At 67.6% G+C, this 22,790-nt stretch carries 18 protein-coding genes; 5 read left to right on the top strand and 13 right to left on the bottom strand.

The window, feature by feature from the left end; all coding sequences use genetic code 11:
* Positions 1–21: 21 nt before the first annotated feature.
* From metH to F804_RS0105525, 7 genes are all read right to left on the bottom strand, one after another.
* Positions 22–2,748, bottom strand: a complete 2,727-nt coding sequence (gene metH / locus F804_RS0105555; RefSeq protein WP_028725654.1) for a methionine synthase — start codon at positions 2,746–2,748, stop codon at positions 22–24.
* A complete protein-coding gene (locus F804_RS0105550) occupies positions 2,741–3,778 on the bottom strand; it encodes a homocysteine S-methyltransferase family protein (protein WP_028725653.1) in 1,038 nt (345 codons plus the stop codon). Before F804_RS0105550 ends, metH begins: the two co-directional genes overlap by 8 nt.
* A gap of 116 nt (positions 3,779–3,894) precedes the next feature.
* Positions 3,895–4,935 carry an ABC transporter substrate-binding protein gene (locus tag F804_RS0105545; RefSeq protein ID WP_022706761.1) on the bottom strand — a complete coding sequence of 347 codons (1,041 nt, stop codon included), beginning with the start codon at positions 4,933–4,935 and terminating at the stop codon, positions 3,895–3,897.
* A 74-nt stretch (positions 4,936–5,009) separates the two neighbouring features.
* The gene (gene ppk2, locus F804_RS0105540) at positions 5,010–5,897 is read right to left on the bottom strand and encodes a polyphosphate kinase 2 (protein ID WP_022706760.1); all 888 of its coding nucleotides are present in this window, start codon (positions 5,895–5,897) and stop codon (positions 5,010–5,012) included.
* A 3-nt stretch (positions 5,898–5,900) separates the two neighbouring features.
* Positions 5,901–6,827 carry a homoserine O-succinyltransferase gene (locus tag F804_RS0105535; RefSeq protein WP_022706759.1) on the bottom strand — a complete coding sequence of 309 codons (927 nt, stop codon included), beginning with the start codon at positions 6,825–6,827 and terminating at the stop codon, positions 5,901–5,903.
* 1 nt (position 6,828) lies between these two features.
* Complete coding sequence (locus tag F804_RS0105530) at positions 6,829–7,692, bottom strand: ATPase (RefSeq protein WP_022706758.1); 864 nt, start codon at positions 7,690–7,692, stop codon at positions 6,829–6,831.
* 125 nt (positions 7,693–7,817) lie between these two features.
* Positions 7,818–8,990, bottom strand: a complete 1,173-nt coding sequence (locus tag F804_RS0105525) for an OmpP1/FadL family transporter (protein WP_028725652.1) — start codon at positions 8,988–8,990, stop codon at positions 7,818–7,820.
* Positions 8,991–9,210: 220 nt separating this feature from the next.
* Between F804_RS0105525 and guaB the strand changes: the two genes are divergently transcribed.
* Positions 9,211–10,659: an IMP dehydrogenase gene (gene guaB / locus F804_RS0105520; RefSeq protein ID WP_022706756.1), complete on the top strand. Its 1,449-nt coding sequence runs from the start codon at positions 9,211–9,213 to the stop codon at positions 10,657–10,659.
* A 137-nt stretch (positions 10,660–10,796) separates the two neighbouring features.
* Positions 10,797–12,950: a heavy metal translocating P-type ATPase gene (locus F804_RS0105515; protein WP_028725651.1), complete on the top strand. Its 2,154-nt coding sequence runs from the start codon at positions 10,797–10,799 to the stop codon at positions 12,948–12,950.
* Here F804_RS0105515 and F804_RS0105510 read toward each other — a convergent pair.
* From F804_RS0105510 to F804_RS0105490, 5 genes are all read right to left on the bottom strand, one after another.
* Positions 12,934–13,962, bottom strand: a complete 1,029-nt coding sequence (locus F804_RS0105510; protein ID WP_022706754.1) for an HlyD family secretion protein — start codon at positions 13,960–13,962, stop codon at positions 12,934–12,936. The genes F804_RS0105515 and F804_RS0105510 overlap by 17 nt on opposite strands.
* Entirely contained in the window at positions 13,959–15,569 is a 1,611-nt protein-coding gene (locus F804_RS0105505) for an efflux MFS transporter permease (protein ID WP_022706753.1), read from the bottom strand. The genes F804_RS0105510 and F804_RS0105505 overlap by 4 nt, the downstream gene beginning before the upstream one ends.
* Positions 15,566–15,988 carry a MarR family winged helix-turn-helix transcriptional regulator gene (locus F804_RS0105500; RefSeq protein ID WP_022706752.1) on the bottom strand — a complete coding sequence of 141 codons (423 nt, stop codon included), beginning with the start codon at positions 15,986–15,988 and terminating at the stop codon, positions 15,566–15,568. Before F804_RS0105500 ends, F804_RS0105505 begins: the two co-directional genes overlap by 4 nt.
* Positions 15,989–16,071: 83 nt before the next feature.
* A complete protein-coding gene (locus tag F804_RS0105495; protein WP_022706751.1) occupies positions 16,072–16,794 on the bottom strand; it encodes a COG3904 family protein in 723 nt (240 codons plus the stop codon).
* 4 nt (positions 16,795–16,798) lie between these two features.
* On the bottom strand, positions 16,799–18,082 hold the full coding sequence (locus tag F804_RS0105490) for a hypothetical protein (protein WP_022706750.1): 1,284 nt from the start codon (positions 18,080–18,082) through the stop codon (positions 16,799–16,801).
* Positions 18,083–18,196: 114 nt separating this feature from the next.
* On the opposite strand from F804_RS0105490, the gene F804_RS0105485 reads away from it, so the two are divergent.
* From F804_RS0105485 to F804_RS0105475, 3 genes are all read left to right on the top strand, one after another.
* The gene (locus F804_RS0105485) at positions 18,197–18,805 is read left to right on the top strand and encodes a cytochrome c oxidase assembly protein (protein WP_022706749.1); all 609 of its coding nucleotides are present in this window, start codon (positions 18,197–18,199) and stop codon (positions 18,803–18,805) included.
* Between the two features lie 9 nt (positions 18,806–18,814).
* Entirely contained in the window at positions 18,815–19,963 is a 1,149-nt protein-coding gene (locus F804_RS0105480; RefSeq protein ID WP_022706748.1) for an RsmB/NOP family class I SAM-dependent RNA methyltransferase, read from the top strand.
* Between the two features lie 71 nt (positions 19,964–20,034).
* Positions 20,035–22,125 carry a hybrid sensor histidine kinase/response regulator gene (locus tag F804_RS0105475; RefSeq protein ID WP_022706747.1) on the top strand — a complete coding sequence of 697 codons (2,091 nt, stop codon included), beginning with the start codon at positions 20,035–20,037 and terminating at the stop codon, positions 22,123–22,125.
* Here F804_RS0105475 and F804_RS0105470 read toward each other — a convergent pair.
* Positions 22,122–22,706: a sulfotransferase family protein gene (locus F804_RS0105470; protein ID WP_022706746.1), complete on the bottom strand. Its 585-nt coding sequence runs from the start codon at positions 22,704–22,706 to the stop codon at positions 22,122–22,124. The two genes, F804_RS0105475 and F804_RS0105470, sit on opposite strands and share 4 nt — an antisense overlap.
* Positions 22,707–22,790: the final 84 nt, after the last annotated feature.

The raw sequence follows: 22,790 nt of genomic DNA, 5'->3' as shown, positions 1-22,790 counted from the left end.
GCGATGCGCGGGCCTTTTTCGTCAGGCGGCGTCGGTTTTCGCGGCGTCCGCCTTGGCCGGGACATAGTTCAGCACGGGCGCCAGCCAGCGTTCGACCTCGGCCAGGGTCATGCCCTTGCGTTCGGCATAATCGCGGGCCTGATCCTCTTCGATCTTGGCCACGCCGAAGTAATAGGCGTCGGGATGCGCCAGGTAGATCCCCGAGACCGAGGATCCCGGCCACATCGCCATGCTTTCCGTCAGCTCGACCCCCGTGGCGGCAGTCGCGTCCAGAAGGCGGAACAGCGTGTCCTTTTCCGTATGGTCGGGCTGCGCCGGATAGCCGGGCGCGGGCCGGATGCCGGCATAAGGCTCGCCGATCAGCTCCTGCGGAGAGAAGGTCTCGTCCTTGGCATAGCCCCAGTAGTCGCGCCGCGTGCGTTCGTGCAGCATCTCGGCCATGGCCTCGGCAAAGCGGTCGGCCAGCGCCTTGACCATGATCGCGCCGTAATCGTCGTTCGCGCGTTCATAGCGGGCCGCGATCTCGGATTCCTCGGGGCCGGCGGTCACGACGAAGCCGCCCACATGGTCCGCGATCCCCTCGGGGGCCACGAAATCCGACAGCGCGACATTCGGGCGACCGTTGCGCTTGGTCACCTGCTGGCGCAGCGTGTGCAGCGTCGCCAGCGTTTCGCTGCGGTCGGCATCCGTGAACAGGCGGATATCGTCGCCCACGGCATTCGCGGGCCAGAAGCCTACGACGGCGCGGGGCTTGAACCACTGGCCCTCGATGATGCGGGCCAGCATCTCCTGCGCCTCGGCGAACAGCTGGCGGGCGGCCTCGCCCTGCTTCTCGTCTTCCAGGATGCGGGGATAGACGCCCTTCAGTTCCCATGTCTGGAAGAACGGCGTCCAGTCGATATAGCGCGCGATCTCGGCCAGGTCCCAATCGTCGATGACGCGGGTGCCGGTGAAGCTGGGCGCGACGGGGTCGTAGGCGGACCAGTCCAGCGCGATGGCGTTCGCGCGCGCCGATGCCAGGGGCAGGCGGCTTTTCGCGGCCTCGGACCGTTCGTGGCGGTCGGCCACCTGCGCGTATTCCGCCCGCAGATCCGCGACATAGCCGTCCTTCTGCGTGGGCGACAGCAGCGCCGAGGCCACGCCCACCGCGCGGCTGGCATCGGTGACATAGACCGCGGGCCCGCGATCATAGCGGGGCGCGATCTTGACCGCCGTGTGGATCTTCGAGGTGGTCGCGCCGCCGATCAGCAGCGGAATGTCGAAGCCCTCGCGCTCCATCTCGGCGGCAACATGGACCATCTCGTCCAGGGAGGGCGTGATCAGCCCGGACAGGCCGATGATGTCGACCTTCTCCTCGCGGGCGACCTGCAGGATCTTCTGCGGGGGGACCATGACGCCAAGGTCGATGACCTCGAAATTGTTACAGGCCAGCACGACGCCCACGATGTTCTTGCCGATGTCGTGCACGTCGCCCTTGACCGTGGCCATCAGCACCTTGCCCGCGCTTTCGCGCTCGGTGCTACCGCCCTGGCGCTTCTCCTCCTCCATGTAGGGCAGAAGGACGGCGACGGCCTGTTTCATGACGCGGGCCGATTTCACCACCTGCGGCAGGAACATCTTGCCCGCGCCGAACAGATCACCGACCACGTTCATCCCGGCCATCAGCGGGCCTTCGATGACGTGCAGCGGGCGTTCGGCGGCCTGGCGGGCCTTTTCGGTGTCGGCCTCGATATATTCGGTGATGCCGTTGACCAGCGCGTGTTCCAGGCGCTTCTCGATGGGCCATTCGCGCCAGGACAGGTCCTTCTCGCGCTTCTGGCCGCCCCCGTCGCCGCGGAACTTCTCGGCGATCTCCAGCAGGCGCTCGGTCCCGTCGGGGCGGCGGTTCAGGACCACATCCTCGCAGGCCTCGCGCAGTTCGGGGTCGATCTGGTCATAGACGGCCAACTGACCCGCATTGACGATGCCCATGTCCATCCCGGCCTGGATGGCGTGATAGAGGAACACCGCGTGCATCGCCTCGCGCACGGGTTCGTTCCCGCGGAAGCTGAAGGACAGGTTCGACACGCCCCCCGAGACATGCGCATGCGGCAGGTTCGTGCGGATCCAGCGCGTGGCCTCGATGAAATCGACGCCGTAATTGTCGTGTTCCTCGATGCCCGTGGCGACGGCAAAGATGTTGGGATCGAAGATGATGTCCTCGGGGGGGAAGCCCACCTCGTCCACGAGGATGTCATAGGCGCGCTTGCAGATCTCGATCTTGCGGGCGGCGGTGTCGGCCTGGCCCTGTTCGTCGAAGGCCATGACGACGACGGCGGCGCCATAGGCAAGGCACAGCTTCGCCTGCTGGCGGAACTGCTCGACCCCTTCCTTCATGCTGATCGAGTTCACGACCGGTTTGCCCTGCACGCATTGCAGGCCCGCCTCGATCACCTCCCATTTGGAGCTGTCGATCATGATCGGCACGCGGGCGATGTCGGGCTCGGCGGCCAGCAGGTTCAGGAATTCGACCATGGCGGCGCGGCTGTCGATCAGCCCCTCGTCCATGTTGATGTCGATGATCTGCGCGCCGTTTTCCACCTGGTCGCGGGCGACATCCAGCGCCGCGGCATAGTCGCGGTTCTTGATCAGCTTGCGGAAGCGCGCGCTGCCGGTGACGTTGGTGCGTTCGCCGACATTCACGAACGGAATGTCCGAGGTCAGCGTGAAGGGTTCAAGGCCCGAGAGGCGAAGCAGGCGATCAGACATGGGCAAGCACCTTTCGCGGGCTGTGGGCGGCGACCGCGTCGGCGATGGCGCGGATATGGTCGGGGGTGGTGCCGCAGCAGCCGCCGACGACGTTCACCAGCCCCTCGGCCGCGAATTCGGCGACCTGGCGGGCGGTGTCGTCGGGGCCTTCGTCGTATTGGCCGAAGGCGTTGGGCAGCCCGGCGTTGGGATAGGCGCAGATGCGGGTATCCGCGACGCCCGCCATCTCGGCCAGGTGGGGGCGCATGGCGGCAGCGCCAAGTGCGCAGTTCAGGCCCACCGTCCAGGGGTTCGCGTGGCGGACGGAATACCAGAACGCCGTGGGGGTCTGCCCCGACAGCGTGCGCCCCGAGGCGTCGGTGATCGTCCCCGAGATCATCAGCGGGATCGCCTGGCCATGCTCCTCCATCGCCTGCTGGCAGGCGAAGATCGCGGCCTTGGCGTTCAGCGTGTCGAAGATCGTCTCGATCAGCAGGATGTCGGACCCGCCCTTGATCAGCCCGCGCGCCTGCTGAAGATAGGCGATGCGCAGCTGGTCGAAGGTGATCGCGCGAAAGCCGGGATCGTTCACGTCCGGGCTGATCGACGCGGTGCGGTTCGTCGGCCCAAGCGCGCCCGCGACGAAGCGGGGCTTGCCATCCTGCGCGGTGGCGCGGTCCAGGGCGCGGCGCACGACGCGCGCGCCTTCGACGTTCAGATCCTCGATCGCGTTCTCCAGCCCGTAATCGGCCTGCGCGATGGTGGTGGAGGAAAAGGTGTTCGTCTCGACGATATCGGCGCCCGCGATGGCATAGCGGTAATGGATGTCCTCGACCGCGTCGGGCTGGGTCAGGATCAGAAGGTCGTTGTTGCCCTTCTGCGGATGTTCGGAATGGTGCCTGCAGACATGGCCCGACCCGTGGCCGGTATAATCCTCCTCGGAGAGGTGCAGATCCTGGATCTGCGTGCCCATCGCCCCGTCGAGGATCAGGATGCGTTCATCGGCGGCGCGGTTCAGCGCATCGAAGGCGGGCGATCGGGGCAGGGACATGCAGGGGCCTTTCCTTTGAAGCCCGTGATATATGCCCCCAGCCACCCGCCTGCAAATTCATAGTTCTGCAGAAGATCATGAGCGGCCCTCATGTAAGGGCCGCCCGGACGGTGGGATCAGAAGCCGGCCTTGATCTTCTCGAACTCGGCCAGCTGGCGCTGGCGCTGCTCGGGGTCGTTCGGGGTCTGGGCCAGGACCGGCACGTCGATATCGGCCAGACCCTCCTGGACGGCGGGCTGGTCCTCGATCGTGGCCATCGCCTCGGTCGAGGTGTGGCCATAGCCGATCGCGTCCAGCAGGCCCTGACCGGCCTCGGGGGCAAGCCATGCGTTGATGAAATCGTACAGCTTGTCCTCGCTGCCCGGGCCGTCCTTCACGTTGACGAAGCCGCAGAAGAAGGTCGAGGACCCTTCCTCGGCCTCGCGCTGGAAGCCGACGGGATAGTCGTCCTCTTGCAGGTAGACGACACCGTCGTTCCACGACCATGCCACGTCCACCGCGCCCGAGGCCATCAGCTGCGCCTGTTCGGACGGGTCGGCCCAGTATGCGGCGACGTTCTGATGCGCCTGGCGCAGCCAGTCGGCGGCGGCCTGGAACTGTTCGTCGCTGACATCGGTCCAGTCGGTCGTGCCGGTCGCCAGATAGGCCAGCGCCCAGACGTCGTCCGCGCTGTCGGGCAACGAGGTGCGGCCCTGGTATTTCGGGTCGGTGAAGACCTGCAGGCTGGCCACATCCTCGGCCGGGACGGTCTCGCTGTTATAGGCGACGGCGGTGGCGCCCCAGTCGGTCGGGATGAACCAGACGCCCTGATCGTCCTTGAACACCTCGGAATCGAGGAAGCGCGGGGCGATCTTGTCGAAATTCGGGATGCGGTCGGTGTCCCAGGGCTCGATCAGGCCGGCGTCGCGATACTTGCCGACCATCTGGCTGCAGGGATGCACCGCGTCCGCGCGGAACCCCGAGGCCATCTTCTGGAACGCCTCGTCGTCGTCGCCATAGAAGGCGAAGGTCGGGCTGTCGCCATGCTGGTCGACATAGGCCTGGAATATCTCGGGGACCTCGAAGCCGGCCCAGTCGAAGATCGTCAGGTCGCCATCGGCCGCGAAGGCCGGCAGGGCCGCCGAGGCCGCAAGGATGGTGGTGGTCAGCAAGCGCATGTTTTTCCGGCCTCTCGGTTCGGGTTGATTGCCCGAACGCTAGCCGCCGCTTGTGGCCTGCGCAAGAAAAACGACTAGTCGTCCAGCATCTCGGGGCCGCCGGTGATCCTGGGGTCCGGCGTGCCGATCGCATCGGCATCCTTGCCCGCGTAATCGACGGCGTGAAGGATGGTCTGGATGGCCGCGATGCGGGCGCGCCGCTTGTCGTCGGACCGGATCACCGTCCAGGGGGCGATGGGCGAATGCGACAGGTTCAGCGTGTCGCGGATGGCGGTGGTGTATTCGTCCCACCGGGCCAGCCCCTCGACATCGACGGGGCTCAGCTTCCACTGCTTCAGCGGGTCCTGTTCGCGCGCAAGGAAACGGCGCAGCTGTTCGGCGCGGCCCACGTTCAGCCACAGCTTGACCAGGATCACGCCGTCATCGACCAGCGTCTGCTCGAAGCCCGGCAGCTGGCGGAAGAAGGCGTTGCGCTGGTGCTCGGTCGAGAAGTCGAACACCCGCTCCACCACGCCGCGATTGTACCAGCTGCGGTCGAACAGCGCGATCTCTCCGGCGGCGGGCAGGTGATCGACATAGCGCTGGAAATACCACTGGGTCGATTCACGCTCGGTCGGCTTGGGCAGCGCCACGATGTAGGACGAGCGGGGATTGAGGTTCTCGCGGACACGCTCGATCGTGCCGCCCTTGCCGGCGGCGTCGCGCCCCTCGAACAGCACGACGACGCGCTGGCCGCGATGGATCACGCAATGCATCATGCGCACCAGCTGCACCTGCAGCGCGTCCATGTGGTCGTTGTAGTCGCCCTTGGACATCTCGGCGTCGTAGGGATAGCCCTTGTCCAGGATGTCGTCCTTGTCGCCGTCCTCGACGGCCTTGCGGATCGCCTTGGGCGCGTCGTTCTGCAGATAATCGCCGATGCGGCCGACAAGCGGCATGTCGGGCATGTCCTTCGGAACCATGGCCTATCCCTCTCCGATGCGGTTCATGTCGTACCAGGTCGTCTGATAGATCTCGTTGATCCAGTTACCGTAGAGCAGATGCGCATGGCTGCGCCACCGGTTCGAGGGCGTGCGCGTCGGATCGTCGTCGGGATAGTAGTTGCGCGGCACGTCGATGGGTTTGCCCGCCTGCACGTCGCGGTCGTATTCGTCCTTCAGCGTCGTGCTGTCATATTCGAAATGGTTGAAGACATAGAGCGCGCGGTGCTTCGGGTCCGACAGCAGGCAGGGGCCGACCTCGGGGCTGGCCAGCAGGGTCGTCAGGTCGGGGCGGGCGTCGACATCCTCCTGCCGGATCTCGGTCCAGCGGCTGACGGGGACCAGCACATCGTCCGAGAAGCCGCGCAGATAGGGCGATGCCGGTTGCAGGTTCTGGTGGCGGAAGCAGCCGAAGGCCTTGGCGTCCAGCAGGTGCTTTTCCAGCCGGTGGAAATGCCAGGCCATCGCCATGCCCCCCCAGCAGACGCCGAAGGTAGAATGCACATGGGTCTGGGTCCAGGCGAAGACGCGCTCCAGCTCGTCCCAATAGGTCACGTCCGCGAAGGGCAGCTGCTCGATCGGGGCGCCGGTGATGACCAGCCCGTCGAACTTCTCGCCCGTGGCCTCGACATCGCGGAAGGGGCGATAGAAGCTCTCCATGTGGTCGGCAGCGGTGTTGCGGCTTTCGTGGTCCGACATGCGGATCAGCTGGAAGTCGATCTGCAGGGGCGTGGCGCCGATGACGCGGGCGAACTGGTTCTCGGTCTGGATCTTCTTGGGCATCAGGTTCAGCAGCCCGATGCGCAGGGGGCGGATGTCCTGCGTGGCCGCACGCCCCGGCGACATCACCATCACCCCTTCGTCCGACAGGATGCGATAGGCGGGAAGGTTCTCGTTCAGGGTGATGGGCATGTCAGCTTTCCTTGCGGGCGATCGCCAGCGCGATCAGGTCGTCGAAATCCTGGGGGCTGCGGATCTCGGCCACTTCCTCGGCCTTGACCGTCACGCCCAGCTTCGCCATCGCGGCATAGCGCGGCTGGCGGTGCGCCAGCGCGCGGGCATAGGTCCAGCGGATGAAGTCGTCGGGATTGACCTCGTGTTCGTCCAGCCCCTTCTCGACGCGATAGGCGACCCAGGCGCGTTCCAGGAACTGGGGCTGGTAATACATGGGCTTGGGCGCGCGGTCGAAGCGGCGCACCAGCTCGGCGGTATGGGCGTCCGACCCCTCGATCCAGACCATCAGCAGGTCGCGCGACAGGGCCTGCAGAACCGGATCGTCGGGATCGGTCGGGTCCACGACCTCGCAGATGGATCCGCCGCTGTCGCAGACGAAATGCGGGATGCGATAGATGTCGTCGGCGCGTTCGACGAAATGGCGCGTGTCCAGCAGGGCCGCGATCTCGGCGCGCTGATGCTGGTTCTGGCGGCGGCGGTATTCGTCGAAATCCAGCCCGCCGCGGCTCTGGCTGCCGGGCTTGCCCAGATAGGTGGACAGCGGCGCGAGGTTCTCGAAGGTGATGTTGCTGGCGATATACACGCTGTCGGACATCAGCAGCTCGCGCAGCAGCGGCACGCGCATCGCCTCGCGCTTGAAGTTGTCGGCGATGTATTCGCCCATGTAGCGGGTGCCGATCCGGTAATCGACCGAGTAGTGGAACCAGTCCCCGGTCTGGCGCAGCATCGTCGCAAGATAGGTCTTGCCCAGGCCCGACATGCCGAACAGCACGATCCGCTTGGACTGGGCGTTCCGCCATTCCTCGGCGCTGCGATAGATCATGCGGGGCTTCCTCTGTCAGATCGGTGATCTAGGTAGCGGCCCGCGGGGCGTTTTGAAAGACCCGAGGCGGCAAACGGAAAACGGCCCCGCGCTGGGCGGGGCCGTCAGTGCGATCCGTGCCGCTGTCAGAAGCGGTAGCCGATCCGCACGCCGACGCCCCAGGCGTCGTTGTCGCGCATGTCGGCGCGGGCGGTGTCGGGCGTGCCGGTTTCGGGCATCGCGTCGCCGACCCTGGTATAGTTCACGCCGGTCGTGATGCGCATGGGACCCTGGTTGTAGATCGCGGCAAGCGTGATCCCCTTGCGGCCGTTCGTCGGTGCCAGCGGCGACACGAGGTCGTCGCCCGCCTTCTCGAAGGTGAACGAGGCCGAGCCGGACCAGGTTTCGTTGAACTTGCGTGCGACGCCAAGCGTGTAGGTGGTCGTATCCTCCAGTTCGACCAGACCGCCGCCCGTGACGTTCACGAAGTTCGCGGGATCGACGCGGAATTCCGACCAGTCCACCCACCGGACCGAGCCGAAGACCAGCGTGTCGGGCGCGACGCCCGTCTGGAATTCCAGGTTCCAGCTTTGCGGCGTCTTGACCGTGGTGACCGAGTCGCCCGCCAGCAGCGGCAGGTCGGGCAGCGGGCCGGCACCGTCGGGATCGACCAGCGGGCCGGTCTCGACCGTGTCGAAATCGTGCTCGACCTCGGAGTTGTAGGTCAGCGAGACGCGTGCCGCGATCTCGGGCTTCTCCCAAGCGACGCCTGCGACCCAGCCGATGGCGGTGTCGTCGTCCAGTTCCACGTTGTAGCCCGAGACGGGTCCGTAGGCGAGGCCGCTCAGCCCCACCTCGCCGCTGGCGCGCGATCCGCGGATACCGCCATGGACCGAGAACTGGTTCGGCATCTTGTAGCGCCCAAGCGCGGTGAAGGTGGTGCTGTCCACCTTCGCGAAGGTGCCGCCCAGCAGGGGCGTGCCGCCATCGATCGCACTAGGGTAGCGGATGTCGGCGCCGAAGGGCTGCTCGACGATGATCGCACCCGAGAACGCCTCGGTGAACTGGTGTTTGTAGGCAAGGCCGGTAAAGCCGTAGCCCTGCGCCACGTCGCCCGTGGCCGTGCCGCCCGGATAGAGGCCGGGGATCGCCACGTCGGTCCCGTCGACCGACGGGTCCACGCCGCCGAAGCTCAGCTCGACATAGTTCCCCTCCTCGAACAGTGCCGAAAGTGATTGGGGCGCGCGTTCGATCCCGCCCGCCAGCAGCGGTGAGGCGCCCACAAGCAGGGCCGCGACACCTGTCAGTGCAATCTTCATGTTCATTCCTCCCTATGGACGCGAACGCCCTGGATCACAGGATTATGCCAAACATGTTACCGATCAATTGCCCTGTCGAGCTTACGTGACGTTATGGTCATGCAATTGCGGGCCAAGTTTCATTTCTGCAACTGCGCTTTTGCGCGGTGTGAAGGGTGGACAAACCCGGCATCCCGTGAAAAGGGGAACTGCCAAACGATCTTGCCGCAAGGATACCCCCATGCAGATTCGTGAGGCTCTCACTTTCGACGACGTGCTTCTGGTTCCCGCAGCCTCGACGGTCATGCCGTCCACGGCCGATGTGACCACGCATGTCACCCGTTCCATCCGGATGAACATCCCGCTGCTGTCCTCGGCGATGGATACCGTCACCGAAAGCCGGATGGCCATCGCCATGGCCCAGTCGGGCGGCATCGGCGTCATCCATCGCAACCTGACGACCGAGCAGCAGGCCAACGAGGTCCGCCGCGTCAAGCGCTTCGAGAGCGGGATCGTCTACAACCCGATCACCCTGCGCGCCGACCAGACCCTGGCCGATGCGAAGGCGCTTCAGGACCGCTTCAACGTCACCGGCTTCCCCGTGGTGGATGCCGAGGGGCGCGTGGTGGGCATCGTCACGAACCGCGACATGCGCTTTGCCAGCGACGACCGCACCCCGGTCAGCGCCATGATGACCGCCGACCGTCTTGCCATCCTGCAAGAGCCCGCCGACCGGCAGGAGGCCATCGACCTGATGAAGGCGCGCCGGATCGAGAAACTGCTGGTGACCGACGGGTCGGGCAAGCTGACCGGCCTGCTGACGCTGAAGGATACCGAGAAGGCCGTGCTGAACCCGCTTGCCTGCAAGGACGACCTGGGCCGCCTGCGCGTTGCCGCCGCATCGACGGTCGGCGACGAGGGCTTCGAGCGCAGCTGTGCGCTGATCGACGCGGGCGTGGACATGGTGGTGATCGACACCGCGCATGGCCATTCCGCGGGCGTCGCCAAGGCGGTCGAGCGCGTGAAGGCCTATAGCAGCACCGCGCAGGTCGTCGCCGGCAATGTCGCCACCGCCGAGGCGACCCGCGCCCTGATCGGTGCAGGCGCCGATGCGGTGAAGGTCGGCATCGGCCCCGGCTCGATCTGCACCACGCGCGTCGTGGCGGGTGTCGGCGTTCCGCAGCTGACCGCGATCATGGACGCATCCGCCGCTGCAGGCGACACGCCCATCATCGCCGATGGCGGGATCAAGCTGTCGGGCGATTTCGCCAAGGCCATTGCCGCCGGTGCAAGCTGCGCCATGGTCGGCAGCGCCATCGCGGGCACGGATGAAAGCCCCGGCGAGGTGATCCTGTACCAGGGCCGCAGCTTCAAGTCCTATCGCGGGATGGGCTCGCTGGGGGCGATGGCGCGCGGCTCGGCCGACCGCTATTTCCAGAAGGACGCGGCGACGGACAAGCTGGTGCCCGAAGGTATCGAGGGCCAGGTTCCCTACAAGGGTCCGGCAGGCAACGTGATCCATCAGCTGGTCGGCGGCCTGCGCGCGGCGATGGGCTATACCGGTTGCGCCACGGTCCCCGAGATGCGCAAGGGCTGCGAGTTCGTCCGCATCACCAATGCGGGCCTGAAGGAAAGCCACGTCCACGACGTGCAGATCACGCGCGAGAGCCCGAACTATCGCATGGGCTGATGCCTGCGCCAGCTTGACGAACCGGCCCCGCGACCATCAGGTCCGCGGGGCTTTTTCATGCCCGCGCCACGGGGTCGCATCCGCTGCGGCAGGGGGCTAGGCTACACCATCTGCAATTCTTGGCGACTGGGGGTCCGATGGCTATGGGTGGCGATCTGCGGGAATGGCGCGTGACGGGGATGGATTGCGGGTCCTGCGCGGCCAAGCTGCGCGGGGCGGTCGAACGGCTGCCCGGCGTGTCCGAGGTCGAGGTGACGCTGATGGCCGAACGGCTGAGCCTGCGGCTGGATGAAAGCGGCAGCCCGGACGCGGTTGAAAGCGCCGTCAGGGGGATCGGCTTCGGCATCCACGACCCGGATATGCCGGGGGGGCCGGACGCCGGCTTCGTCATGCCGGGGGATGCGGATGACCCACCGGGCGAGACCGCCTGGTATCGTGGTGCCAAGGGTCGGCTGGTGCTGGTAACCGGTGCGCTTCTGGTCATCGCATGGGGCATCGGTGCGGTGACGGATCAGGCATGGTCCCGCTGGGCCTTCGTCGCTGCCACTCTGCTGGGTGTCGCGCCCGTCGCCCGCAAGGCATGGCGCATGGCACGGATCGGCATGCCCTTTACCATCGAGATGCTGATGAGCATCGCTGCAGGGGGCGCATTGATCATCGGCGCCGAGGAAGAGGCCGCACTTGTCGTGTTCCTCTTTGCGGTCGGGGAACTGCTGGAGGGGTTCGCCGCCGGACGTGCCCGCGACGGGATCCGTGCGCTGTCGGCCCTGATCCCGAGAACCGCCCTGCTGGAGGGGCCACAGGGCACGACCAAGGTGGCTGCGTCACGCCTGCGCATCGGCCAGGTGGTGCTGGTGCGTCCGGGGGACAGGATACCGGCGGATGGGCAGATCGTCGAAGGACGCTCGGGCGTGGATGAAAGCCCGATCACGGGGGAAAGCCGACAGGTGCCCAAGACCGAGGGAGAAGACGTCTTCGCAGGCTCGATCAATGCCGATGCCGCGCTGCGGGTCCGCGTGACCCGTCACCCCTCGGACAACACCATCGCCCGTATCGTCAAGCTGGTGCAGGAGGCCGAGAGCGCCCGCGCCCCGACCGAACGCTTCATCGACCGGTTCAGCCGCATCTACATGCCGGTGATCGTGGGGCTGGCGATCCTCGTGGCCGTGATACCGCCCCTCGCGCAGGGTGGGGGTTGGACCGACTGGACCTACAGGGCGCTGACGCTGCTGCTGATCGGCTGCCCCTGTGCGCTGGTGATCTCGGTCCCGGCATCCATCGCCTCGGGGATGGCGGCGGGGGCAAGGCAGGGGATGCTGATGAAGGGGGGCGCCGTGATGGAGAACGTCGCCCGCATCACCCATGTCGCCTTCGACAAGACGGGGACGCTGACGGAAGGCCGGCCCGTGGTCACCGATATCGAGGGAGAGGATACCGCAAGGCTGCTGACGCTGGCTGCTGCCGTGGAACAGGGTGCAAGCCATCCGCTGGGACGGGCGATCCTTGCGAAGGCAGAGGGGCAGGCGCTGCCCCGTGCGCAGGCGGCGTGCGCCATACCCGGAATGGGGACCGAGGCAGAGGTGGAGGGGGTGCGCACCACCATCGGCTCGGTCCGGCTGGCAACCGAGCGGGGGGTGATGACACCGGAATGGGCCATGCGCGCCCAGATGCTGGAGGATGAGGGCAAGACCGTCGTGCTGCTGTGGCAGGAGGGCGTGATAGGGCTGATCGCCCTGCAGGACGAGGCCCGACCCGATGCCGCGCAGGCCATCCGCGATCTGCGCGCGCTGGGGGTCGTTCCCGTGATGCTGACGGGGGACAACGAGCGGACGGCCGCGACCATCGCCGGGGCGCTGGGGATCGATCATCGCGCGGGGTTGCTGCCTGCCGACAAGGTCGATGCGATGCGCGAGCTGGCACGCGACGGTCACGCGATGATGGTGGGGGACGGGATCAACGACGCGCCCGCGCTGGCCTCGGCGCATGTGGGGATCGCGATGGGCTCGGGGACCGATGTCGCGCTGGAAACGGCACATGGCGCGATCCTGCGCGACAGGGTGGGCGATGTCGCCGGGCTGATCCGGCTTGCCCGTGCGACGATGGGGAACATCCGTCAGAACGTCGCCATCGCGCTGGGATTGAAGGCGCTGTTCCTACTGACCACCATCGCCGGGGTGACCGGCCTCTGGATCGCGATCCTGGCCGATACCGGCGCGACGGTGCTCGTCACCGCGAATGCGCTGCGGCTGTTGCGGTTCCGCGCGTCGGGGGCGCTCAGCCCCCGACCCTGACCACGACCGACAGGCCGGGGGCCAACTGTGCGGCCTGCTGCTGATCGGGCGAGATGGCGATGCGGACCGGCAGCCGCTGGGCGATCTTGGTGAAGTTCCCCGTCGCGTTCGATCCCGAGAGCAGGCTGAACTCGGATGCCGTGGCGGGCGAGAACGCCTCGACCTGTCCGGTGAAGTCGGCGCCGGGGATCGCATCGACCGTGAAATCGACCGCATCGCCGGGTTTCATCCCCGCCAGCTCCGTCTCGCGGAAATTCGCGATGATCCACAGGTCCGACCCCACCTCGGCCACCAGCGAGGTGCCCGGTGTCACGTATTGCCCGACGCGGACCGACAGCGCCCCAAGGCGGCCATCGTCCTGCGCACGGATCACGGTGTTCTCCAGGTCGATCCGGGCCAGCTCCACCGATGCCTCGGCCGAGGCGATGTCGGCTTCGCGCGAGGACAGCGCCACCTTGGCGGACGCGATGGCCTCGGACTGCACGTCCAGCTGGGCCTCGGCCTGCGTGACGGCGGCATCGGCCTGATCCAGCGCCTGCCGTGCCTGGTCGGCGGTCGATTGCGAGGCGACGCCCCGATCCTGCAGCCGGTTCGCGCGGTCCCATTCCGATTGCGCGTTCGCCTGGGCGGCGCGCGCGGATGCGACGCCGGCCTCGGCGGCGCGGCGGGCGGCCTCGGCCGAGGCGACGCCCTGGCGGCCGACCTGCAGCGCGGCGCGCGCGGCCTCCAGCTGGGCCTCGGCCTGTGCCAGCTTCTGGCGGAAGATGCGGTCGTCGATGCGGGCGATCACGTCCCCCTTCGAGACCGCCTGGAAATCCGTCGCCTCGACGGCGCTGACATATCCCGACAGCTGAGGAGAGATCGTGGTGACCTTGCCCCGGATATAGGCGTTCTCGGTCGTGGGGGCCGAGGGGTGGAAGGGCGGCAGATGCCAGGCGAACAGCAGCAGCGCCACGCCTGCCGCACCGATGAGCATTGCGATGAGGGTCGGAAGAAGCTTGGTCTTGGTCATGTCGCGGATCCGATATGTTCCTGTTCCGTCGCGGCGGGCGCCAGCCATTTGGCGATGCGGTCGCGCAGCAGGTGCATCACCAGCGCGAAGGCCGCCAGCGAGGCCGCAAGGAAGATGAGGGTATAGGCATCGTCATAGGCCATCACCGTGGCCTGCTGCGCCGCGTCCTGCGCGATCTGGGCCACGGCCTGCGCCTGCCGCGCAGTGGCGTCGGTCAGCCCCGGCTGCAACTGCGCCATGCGCGTCGCGATGGCGTTCGCGGTCTGGGTGTCGCCGATGGCAAGCTGTTCGGTCAGCGCCTGGTAATGCGCTGCCTGACGATGGGTGATGAGGGTCGAGAACAGCCCCGAGCCGATGACGCTGCCAAGGCTCTGGGTCGAGATGAAGACGATGATGAAGGACAGCAGGTATTGCGGCCCGCGGGCAAGCGCCGTCAGCAGCCCCGCCATCATCGCGGGAACCATGAAGACCATGCCCGCGAAGGCGATGAGCCCCTGGCTGATCAGCATCTGGTGGGGCCGCGTCAGGACGGTCGAATGGGTATCCATCCACGCCCCGCCCGCGATGATCAGCAGCGCGACCAGGTGGAACTTCGCCACGCGGTCGGGGCGCATCCACGCCACGCAGGCCAGCGCGCCAAGCACGGTCCCCGCGACGATGACGCCGAACATGGTGCCCATCTGTTCGCCCTGCAGCCCCAGGACCTGGAACATGCGCGGCGCGCCCGAGCTTTGCTCGGACAGCAGCAGGCGCAGCAGCAGCAACGCTCCGGTCAGGTGCAGGATCGCGGGGCTGAACAGCCAGCGGATGTCCAGCAGCGGTGCCTCGCGGTTCAGTTCGATCATGGCGCCCGCGGCAAGGGATGCGACGGCCACGGCAAGGGTCCAGATGATCCACGGCTCGGACCAGTAATGGGCCGGGCCCATGACGAAGCCGGTGACGATCCCCGCAAAGCCCGTGCCCAGCAGCACGAAGCTGACGAGGTCCATCGCCTTGATGACCTTCATGTGCGGCACGGGGCGCAGCGGCAGCAGGAACACCAGCGCCAGCGACGCCATCGACAGCCCAAGCGATGTGAGGTGGACCCATTCCAGCCCTCCGTCTCCGATCAGCCAAGGCGACACGATCCAGGCGATGCTGGTCCCCGACATGATCAGCGCCATCGCCAGCGGCATGCCCAGCCGCATCTTCCAGGACTGCTCCAGCGGTTCCAGCATGTAGAGGAAGGCCAGTGTCGAAAGCGGCGCCGCTGCGGCACCCGCAAGGAAGTGCAGCACCACGGCCGAGCGCATGTCGCTGACCCAGAGCACCGCGAAGGCCACCACGACGTGGATCGCGATGCCCCATTCGGCAAAGCGGCGCAGCCCGTATTGCGTGCGCAGCTTGATCAGCATCAGCGGCAGCGCCGCGCGCGGAACCATGTAGGCGATCAGCAGCCAGCTGGCATCGGTGGTCGTGACGCCCAGTTCGCCCGCGAAGCTGGGGATGTTCGTGATCAGGAAGCCCTGATCCAGCCCCTGCGTGATCGCCAGCAGCGCGGCGGCGGCCATGTAGGCCAGCGCCTGCGGGACGGGCAGGGGGGGATGTGCTGCGGGGGCCTGGCTCATGACGAGCGCCGTGCGATGTTCGCGGCGATGGCGTCCAGCACATGGCGGGCGGTGGTCAGGTCGTCCTCGGGGATGCCCGCGATCACGTCCTGGCGCATCGCCGTGCTGAAGGCGACGATCTGGCTGCCCTGGCCCTTGTCGGTCAGGAACACCGCGTTCTTGCGGGCGTCCCCCTTGATCGGGCGGCGTTCGATGAAACCGTCGGCGGCCAGCCCGTCCAGCTGCCGCTTCAGCGTGGGCGTCTCGATGCCCAGCTGCGCGGCAAGCGCGGTCTGGGTCATGCCCTGTTCGCGGTGCAGCGTGGTGATGATCTTGGCGCGGGCCATGGTCAGGCCCATGTCGCGCGCGGCCTCGTCGAAATGCCGGCGCAGGTCGCGCATCACTGCCAGAAGAGAGTCGATGATGCTTGTATCGGTCATGTCATTAGCTGGCTAACGTTTCGGTTCGTTAGTCAGCTAATGAAGCATGGCGCGGGCCGCAACCCGGGCGGGGCGAATGGCAGCTATGCGTCGGGCGCGAAGGTCAGCGACCATTCCTGCATCTGCTGGGGCGACAGGACGCTGATATCCTCGGGGGCGGTGCGCAGGGCGGGGATCATCATGCGCAGATCGACGCCCATCTCGGTCAGATAGTCCATGACGCTGGCCTGCGCGCGCTGCACGTCGCTGACGGCCATGAAGGCGGGCAGGATCGCGTTCTTGCCGAAGTAGTGCTGGTGCACGCCCACGGTCGATCCCTCGTCGGCGCGGCGTTCCGTGCCGCCTGCCAGCATGTAGGGGCAGGCCGACATGCAGACCGAACCCTGCGCGATCCGCGTGTCGTATCCCGCGCCCCGGATCGTGCGCCCGATGGCCAGCGCATCCGCGACAGAACCGCCCGAGCTGTCCAGCGACACCTCGGACGCGGCGGGGCGGGTTTCGTCCAGCCATTCGGCAAAGCGGTCGGCATCGCCTACGGCGATCTGGCCCTCGATCACGATGGCGTCGTCGGTTTCGCTGAACTCCAGCTGCTTGGGCATGGGGCGCATCGCGGGCGCGCCCGGTTCTGCGGGGCGCAGGTCGGGGCGATAGGGGCGGACGGACGGACCTTCCTGCGGGGTGAACAGGCCCGGCGCGGCATTGCCCGGATCGTCGCGCAGGTCGATCGCCACGATGGCCACGCCCAGCACGACCTGCGCGATGAGCACCGACCGGATCGCGGATTGAGGAGAGGAGAACAGTCGCATCCCCTCAGTCCCGCCGCGCCTGCGCCGCATCGTGCTCGCGCAGCAGTTCCGATGCCGCCAGCGCGGCGCGCAATTCGCCCACCGTCATCCGGTCATCCGTGTGATGCAGCCCGCGCCCCGACCGGATCGCGGCCTGCACGACGACCATGATGAAGACCAGGACGGCGGGCAGCAGGTCGATGGATATGGCGCCCGCCCATGCAGGCACGAAGTTGCGGGCATAGACGATGACCGCATCCGCGCCCGACATGGGGGTATAGACCGCCTCGTCGGGCTGGGGCAGGGCCTCGACCTCGGACGCGGCCTGGCCCAGGGTGCGCGCGCGCTGATCGACCAGCCCCAGCACCGAGGCGATGGTGCTGGACTGCCCCTGCCGGATCCCTTCCGTGCTGCCGTCCAGTTCGGGCAGGATCGCGGATTCCGACAAGTCCTGCGCAGCCCGCGTGACCAGCGGCGCGGGGTTCAGCTGCCGCAGGCGGGTGATCATGCCCGCCAGCTCGACCGCATCCTCCGAGAACTGGACGGTCCGATCCTCGAGCGGGCCCGCGCCGACGGCGATGCCGCGCATCCGCGACAGGACGGCGTTCCCCTGGGCGAAGGTGTCCTCGATCGGGCCCTCGGCCTCGATCAGCTGTGTTTCGAGGGCCGTCAGCTCGGCCCCCTTCTGGGTCAGAACGCGAAAGACCGCGCCGCGCCCTTGGAAGCCCGACAGCGTGCCGCCTTCCTCTTGTGCGGACAGGTCGTCGAAGCTTTGGCGCACGCGGGCCACGTCGCGCGACAGGGCCTGCCCCGCGACCGCGTTCGCGTGCGCACGCTCCAACGAGGACTGATAGGATTGCACCGTGTTGGCCATGTGCGTTTCGACCGCCGCACCGCCCGCAAGGGCCGCGGCGTTCAGCCAGGACGACATCGCGACGATCGCCACGCAGCCCAGGCACATCGCCAGCAGCAGCCCCATCCGCGACGCCGCGCTGCGCATCGCGGGCAGCAGCCGCAGCAGATAGGACCAGAACACGAAGATCCCGACCGAGACCGCGATGGAATAGGCCAGCGCCGCGAAGGTGGTCCAGATGCCCGGCTGATCCAGAAGCGACCTGACCCCCAGATAGGTATAGATCCCCGAGGCCGATGCCAGCACCCCGAGCGCGGTCGAGGTGAAGGTGTCGAGCCAGTCGAGATGGCGCTCCAGTTCCCGGGCATAGCGGTCGCCCTGGGTTCCGTGCTGCGGGCTGGGCGGCGCGTCATGCGGCCGGCCGGTCATGGGGCCGGTCGGGGGTGCGTCGGTCATCGGTTCTCCGTGGATGCAGGTGCGGCAGGACGCAGTTTCACCATTCGCGGCCCTGTTGTCGACATTCGCGGCTTCACGCTTGCATGAGCGTGATCGCGCTGGTCAAAGACGGTCATGCTGTTCGATCTTCCCACACCCGATGCGCCCTGGCGCGGTTTCAGCGCCGACCCTGCGGCTTGGCTTCTGGTCTTGGCGATGGCGGTGTTCCTGCGCCGGTCGCCGGTCGCGGTGCTTCTGGCGGCGGTGGTGCTGGTCTCGCCGCTGTCGGGTCTGGGGCGGATGCTGGCCTCGGGGCAGGCGGCGCAGCTGCTGGTGGCGATGCTGCTGGCGGGGCCTGCGATGGCCGCGGCCCGGCCCGTGGCGGTCGCCTGGCCGCTTCTGCCGCTGGCGGTCGTGGCCGCGCATGTCCCCCGCCTGGCCGAGCTGGCTTGGTTCCATGCGCCCTCGCTGCCCGCGATCATCGTCCTGCTGGCGGCGTGGTGCTTCTGGAGGCGGGGGCCCGCGCGCCTGCCCATGATCGCGCTTGGGGCGACACTGGTCGCCATCGGTGCCGCATTGCTTTCGGCGGGCGATATCCTCTATCCCCACCATATCGAGGGCGCCGCGATCTGGGGTCTGCCGGTCATGCTGGATCAGCGCCTTGCGGGGCTGGTCCTTGCCGTGGGGGCGGGACTGCCATTGCTGATCAGCGGCGCGCTTTTGCCACGACGCCCCAAGACCTGAAGGCCAGCCATGACCCCCGCCGCCCGCATCGCCGCCGCAGCCGAAATTCTCGACCGTATCCTGGAAGGCACCCCCGCCGAGGCCGCGCTGCTGCGCTGGTCGCGCGCCAGCCGGTTTGCGGGGTCCGGGGACCGTGCCGCGCTGCGCGACCTGGTCTTCGGCGCGCTGCGCCGTCGCGACAGCCTTGCCGCGCTTGGGGGCGCGCTGACGGGGCGGGGGCTGATGATCGGCCATCTGCGCGCCGAAAGCGGTGACCCCGCCGCGATCTTCACGGGCGAGAGGCACGCCCCCGCCGCCCTGACCGACCACGAGGCCGCGCATGTCGCCCCCGCCGATCTGCCGGACGACCTGCCCGACTGGCTGCGCCCCCGCTGGAACGAGGCGCTTGGTTCCGACGCGGCCCCTGTCGCGCGTGTCATGACCGAACGCGCGCCGGTCTGGCTGCGCGTCAATCCGCAGCGCGGCACGCCGGATGCCGCGATGGCGGCGCTGGCCGAGGCCGGGATCGAGACCGCGCCGCATCCCGACCTGCCCACCGCCCTGCGCATCACCCGCAACGAACGCAAGCTGGCCCAGAGCGCGCCCTACAAGGACGGTCTGGTTGAGCTGCAGGACCTGTCGCCGCAGATCGCCTGCGCGATGCTGCCGCTGAAGGCGGGCGACACGGTGCTGGATTTCTGCGCGGGCGGGGGCGGCAAGTCGCTTGCCCTTGCCGCGCGCGAACCTGACGCGCGCTACCTTGCGCATGACGCCTCTCCCGCCCGCCTTGGCGATCTGCCCGCGCGGGCGGCCCGTGCGCATGCCCGGATCCGTGTGGTCGAGGCGCCGCGCGATCCGGTCGATCTGCTGGTCGCCGATGTGCCCTGTTCGGGCAGCGGCACGTGGCGTCGGGGGCCGGATGCGAAATGGCGACTGGACGAGGATGGCCTGCAAGGGCTGCTTGCCCTTCAGGCCGAGATCCTCGATCGGGTGGCGGGGCTGGTGAAGCCCGGCGGCCACCTGGCCTACATGACCTGTTCCCTCCTGCGGGACGAGAACGACGCGCAGGTCGAGGCGTTCCTTGCCCGCCATCCGCGGTTCACGCTGCAGACGCGCCGGCTGATGACCCCGCTGGATGCCGGGGACGGGTTCTTCGTCGCGCTGATGCGATGCGGCTGACCGCGATTAACCGCACATTAACCGCTTTGCGGTCATCCTGGCCCCTGCCGAAGGATCAAGGGGCGAATCGCATGGGCTTTCTGGACCGTCATCTGCGGATGTCGCGCAACGCGACGATGACCGCCATGCCGCTGCTGCTGGCACCGATGGCGGTGGGGGCGGGCCTGCTGATGGTCGCACCCGAGGCCGCGCTTGGACGCTCGGCGGTGATCGGGGCCAGCGTGGCGGTCGCGTGGTATCTTCTGGGCGGCGCGCTGTCGCTGCAGCAGGCGATGCGGGGCATCGCGTCCAGGCGCGCGCTGAAGGCGATCCGGGGCGAGGTCGCGGCGACCGACGAACCCGTCTGGGTCTGCGATCCCGATGGGCTGGTCCTGTTCCAGAACCGCGCCGCGCGTCACGCGTTCGAGGATCATACCGGACGCCCCATCGCGGGGCTGTTCACGCGCCGACGCGCCGATGCGCAGGGCGATATCGACGACCTGATCGCACGCGCATGGCGCTATGGCACGGCCGAGCTGTCGGTCGGCCCCGACGAGACGCTGGTGCTGGGCAGCCTTCCCGACGCGCCGCTGCAGATCTGGACGCTTCAGGGCAACGGCAGCGAGCCTGCCGTCATCGACATCGCGATGAGCCTCGAGGCCGAGTCTGCGGACGAGTTCGAGGCCATCCCCGTCGCGTTGCTGCGACTGGCCGCGGATGGCACGATCCTTCGCGCGAACCGCAGCGCGCGCGACCTGCTGGACGGGCGCACCGAATGCGCCGATCGCAGCATCGCCACGATCCTCGATGGCCCCGGACGGCCCGTGACGGAATGGATCGCGGATGTCGCGGCCGGGCGTGTCGTGAACACGACCGAGATGTTGCGCCTGCGCCACCCCGAAGGCCGCGGCCCCGAGCTGCGAGAGCGGCACTTCCAGATCTCGCTGGCGCGCGATGCCGCGCGGGCCGATCGCCTGACGGCGGTGATGACCGATGCAAGCGCGCTGAAGACGCTCGAGGCGCAGTTCGCGCAAAGCCAGAAGATGCAGGCCATCGGCCAACTGGCCGGCGGTGTCGCGCATGATTTCAACAACCTTCTGACGGCGATCAGCGGGCATTGCGACCTGCTGATGCTGCGGCGTGACGAATGCGACCCGGATTACGCCGACCTCGACCAGATCAGCCAGAACGCCAATCGCGCGGCGGCGCTTGTCGGGCAGCTGCTGGCGTTCTCCCGCAAGCAGACATTGCGCCTGGAGGTGCTGAACCTGCGCGAGACGCTGGCCGACCTGACCCATCTGCTGAACCGCCTGGTGGGCGAGAAGGTCGGCCTTGCGATCACCTACGACCCCGCGCTGCGGGCCGTCCGCGCCGACAAGCGCCAGCTTGAACAGGTGATCATGAACCTCGTGGTGAACGCGCGGGATGCGATGCCAGATGGTGGCCAGATCTCGGTCCGGGCCGAGAATGCCGCCATGTCCGACACGGTGCAGCGCGACGATGTCGCCATGCCGCCGGGCGATTACGTCCGCATCGTCGTGCGCGACGAAGGCACCGGCATCGCGCCCGAGCATCTTGCCAAGATATTCGAGCCCTTCTTCACCACCAAGCGCATCGGCGAGGGGACGGGCCTTGGCCTGTCCACCGCATACGGGATCGTCAAGCAGACCGGGGGATACATCTTCTGCGACAGCGCGATGGGGAAGGGCACGACCTTCTCGATCTATTTCCCCGCGAACGAGGCCGTCATCCCCGAGGCAGTCGCCCCAAGGCCCGCGCCGCAGGTCCGGCAGGCCGAACGCGCCACCGTGCTGCTGGTCGAGGACGAGGCCCCCGTCCGCGCCTTCGCCGCGCGCGCGCTGCGGCTGAAGGGCTATGACGTGATCGAGGCCGCCACTGGCGAAGAGGCGCTGAAGGCGCTGGAGGAACAGTCGCGCGCCGTGGACATCTTCGTCACGGATGTCGTGATGCCGGGAATGGACGGCCCCGCCTGGGTCCGCAAGGCGCGCGAGACGCATCGCGCGGCCAAGGTCATCTTCATGTCGGGCTATACCGAGGACGTGTTCGTGGACGGCCAGGTTCCCGTCGCGGGCGCCAGCTTCCTGTCCAAGCCCTTCACCCTGTCCGAGCTGGCCGATGCCGTGGCCGCCCAACTTTCGTCAGGCGGCCCGACCCTTCACTAGATGCTGTCGTACAGCATCATGTCCTCGGCCATCAGTTCGCGCAGGTCCTCCTCGGCCTCGTCGGACAGGGCGACATCGACGCTTGGCGGGACGTTGATGCGCGGCAGTTCGATCGCGCAGTCGAGCCGGTTCTCGAGGAAGTCCACGAAGTCCTGGATCTGCTCATAGCGGAAGATGCAGTCGGCATGGGCATCGCCATCGGTCAGGAAGCCCGCCTGCGACCCGATGCCCAGCCGCGACGGACCGTCATCGGCGGCATAGAGTTCCGCAAAGCGCGCGAAGCTGACACCCTGCATCGCGTGGTGGGGGTCGTCGTGATCGTCGCGCAGCTTGAAGCGGTACCAGCTGCGCAGCCAGTCGACGGGTTCGCGCATGAGCGCGACGGTCGTGAAGGCCTCGCCCGTCTGCGCCTGAAGCCAGGGGCCGACATGGCGACGGAAGGTCGCGACATCGGTGTGCTTCAGCATGGCGGGCCGCTGCAACGCCGCCGAGGCAAGCGATTCCAGCGCCATCTCGATCGCCGAAGAACCGGTCTTGGGGTTTGCCAGGAATACGAGCCTTTGTTCCCAGAATATCAGCATGCCAGTCGTCGATCCTCGGATTTCGTTTTCCCAAACCGGAATATCGAAAGCGGGCGTGCGTGTAAACGGTTCGTTAAGACATCG

The organism is Paracoccus zeaxanthinifaciens ATCC 21588 (assembly GCF_000420145.1).
GTDB lineage: Bacteria > Pseudomonadota > Alphaproteobacteria > Rhodobacterales > Rhodobacteraceae > Paracoccus > Paracoccus zeaxanthinifaciens.
Note: the sequence above shows the minus strand (reverse complement) of the source record. Positions and strands in the feature narration are given on the sequence as shown.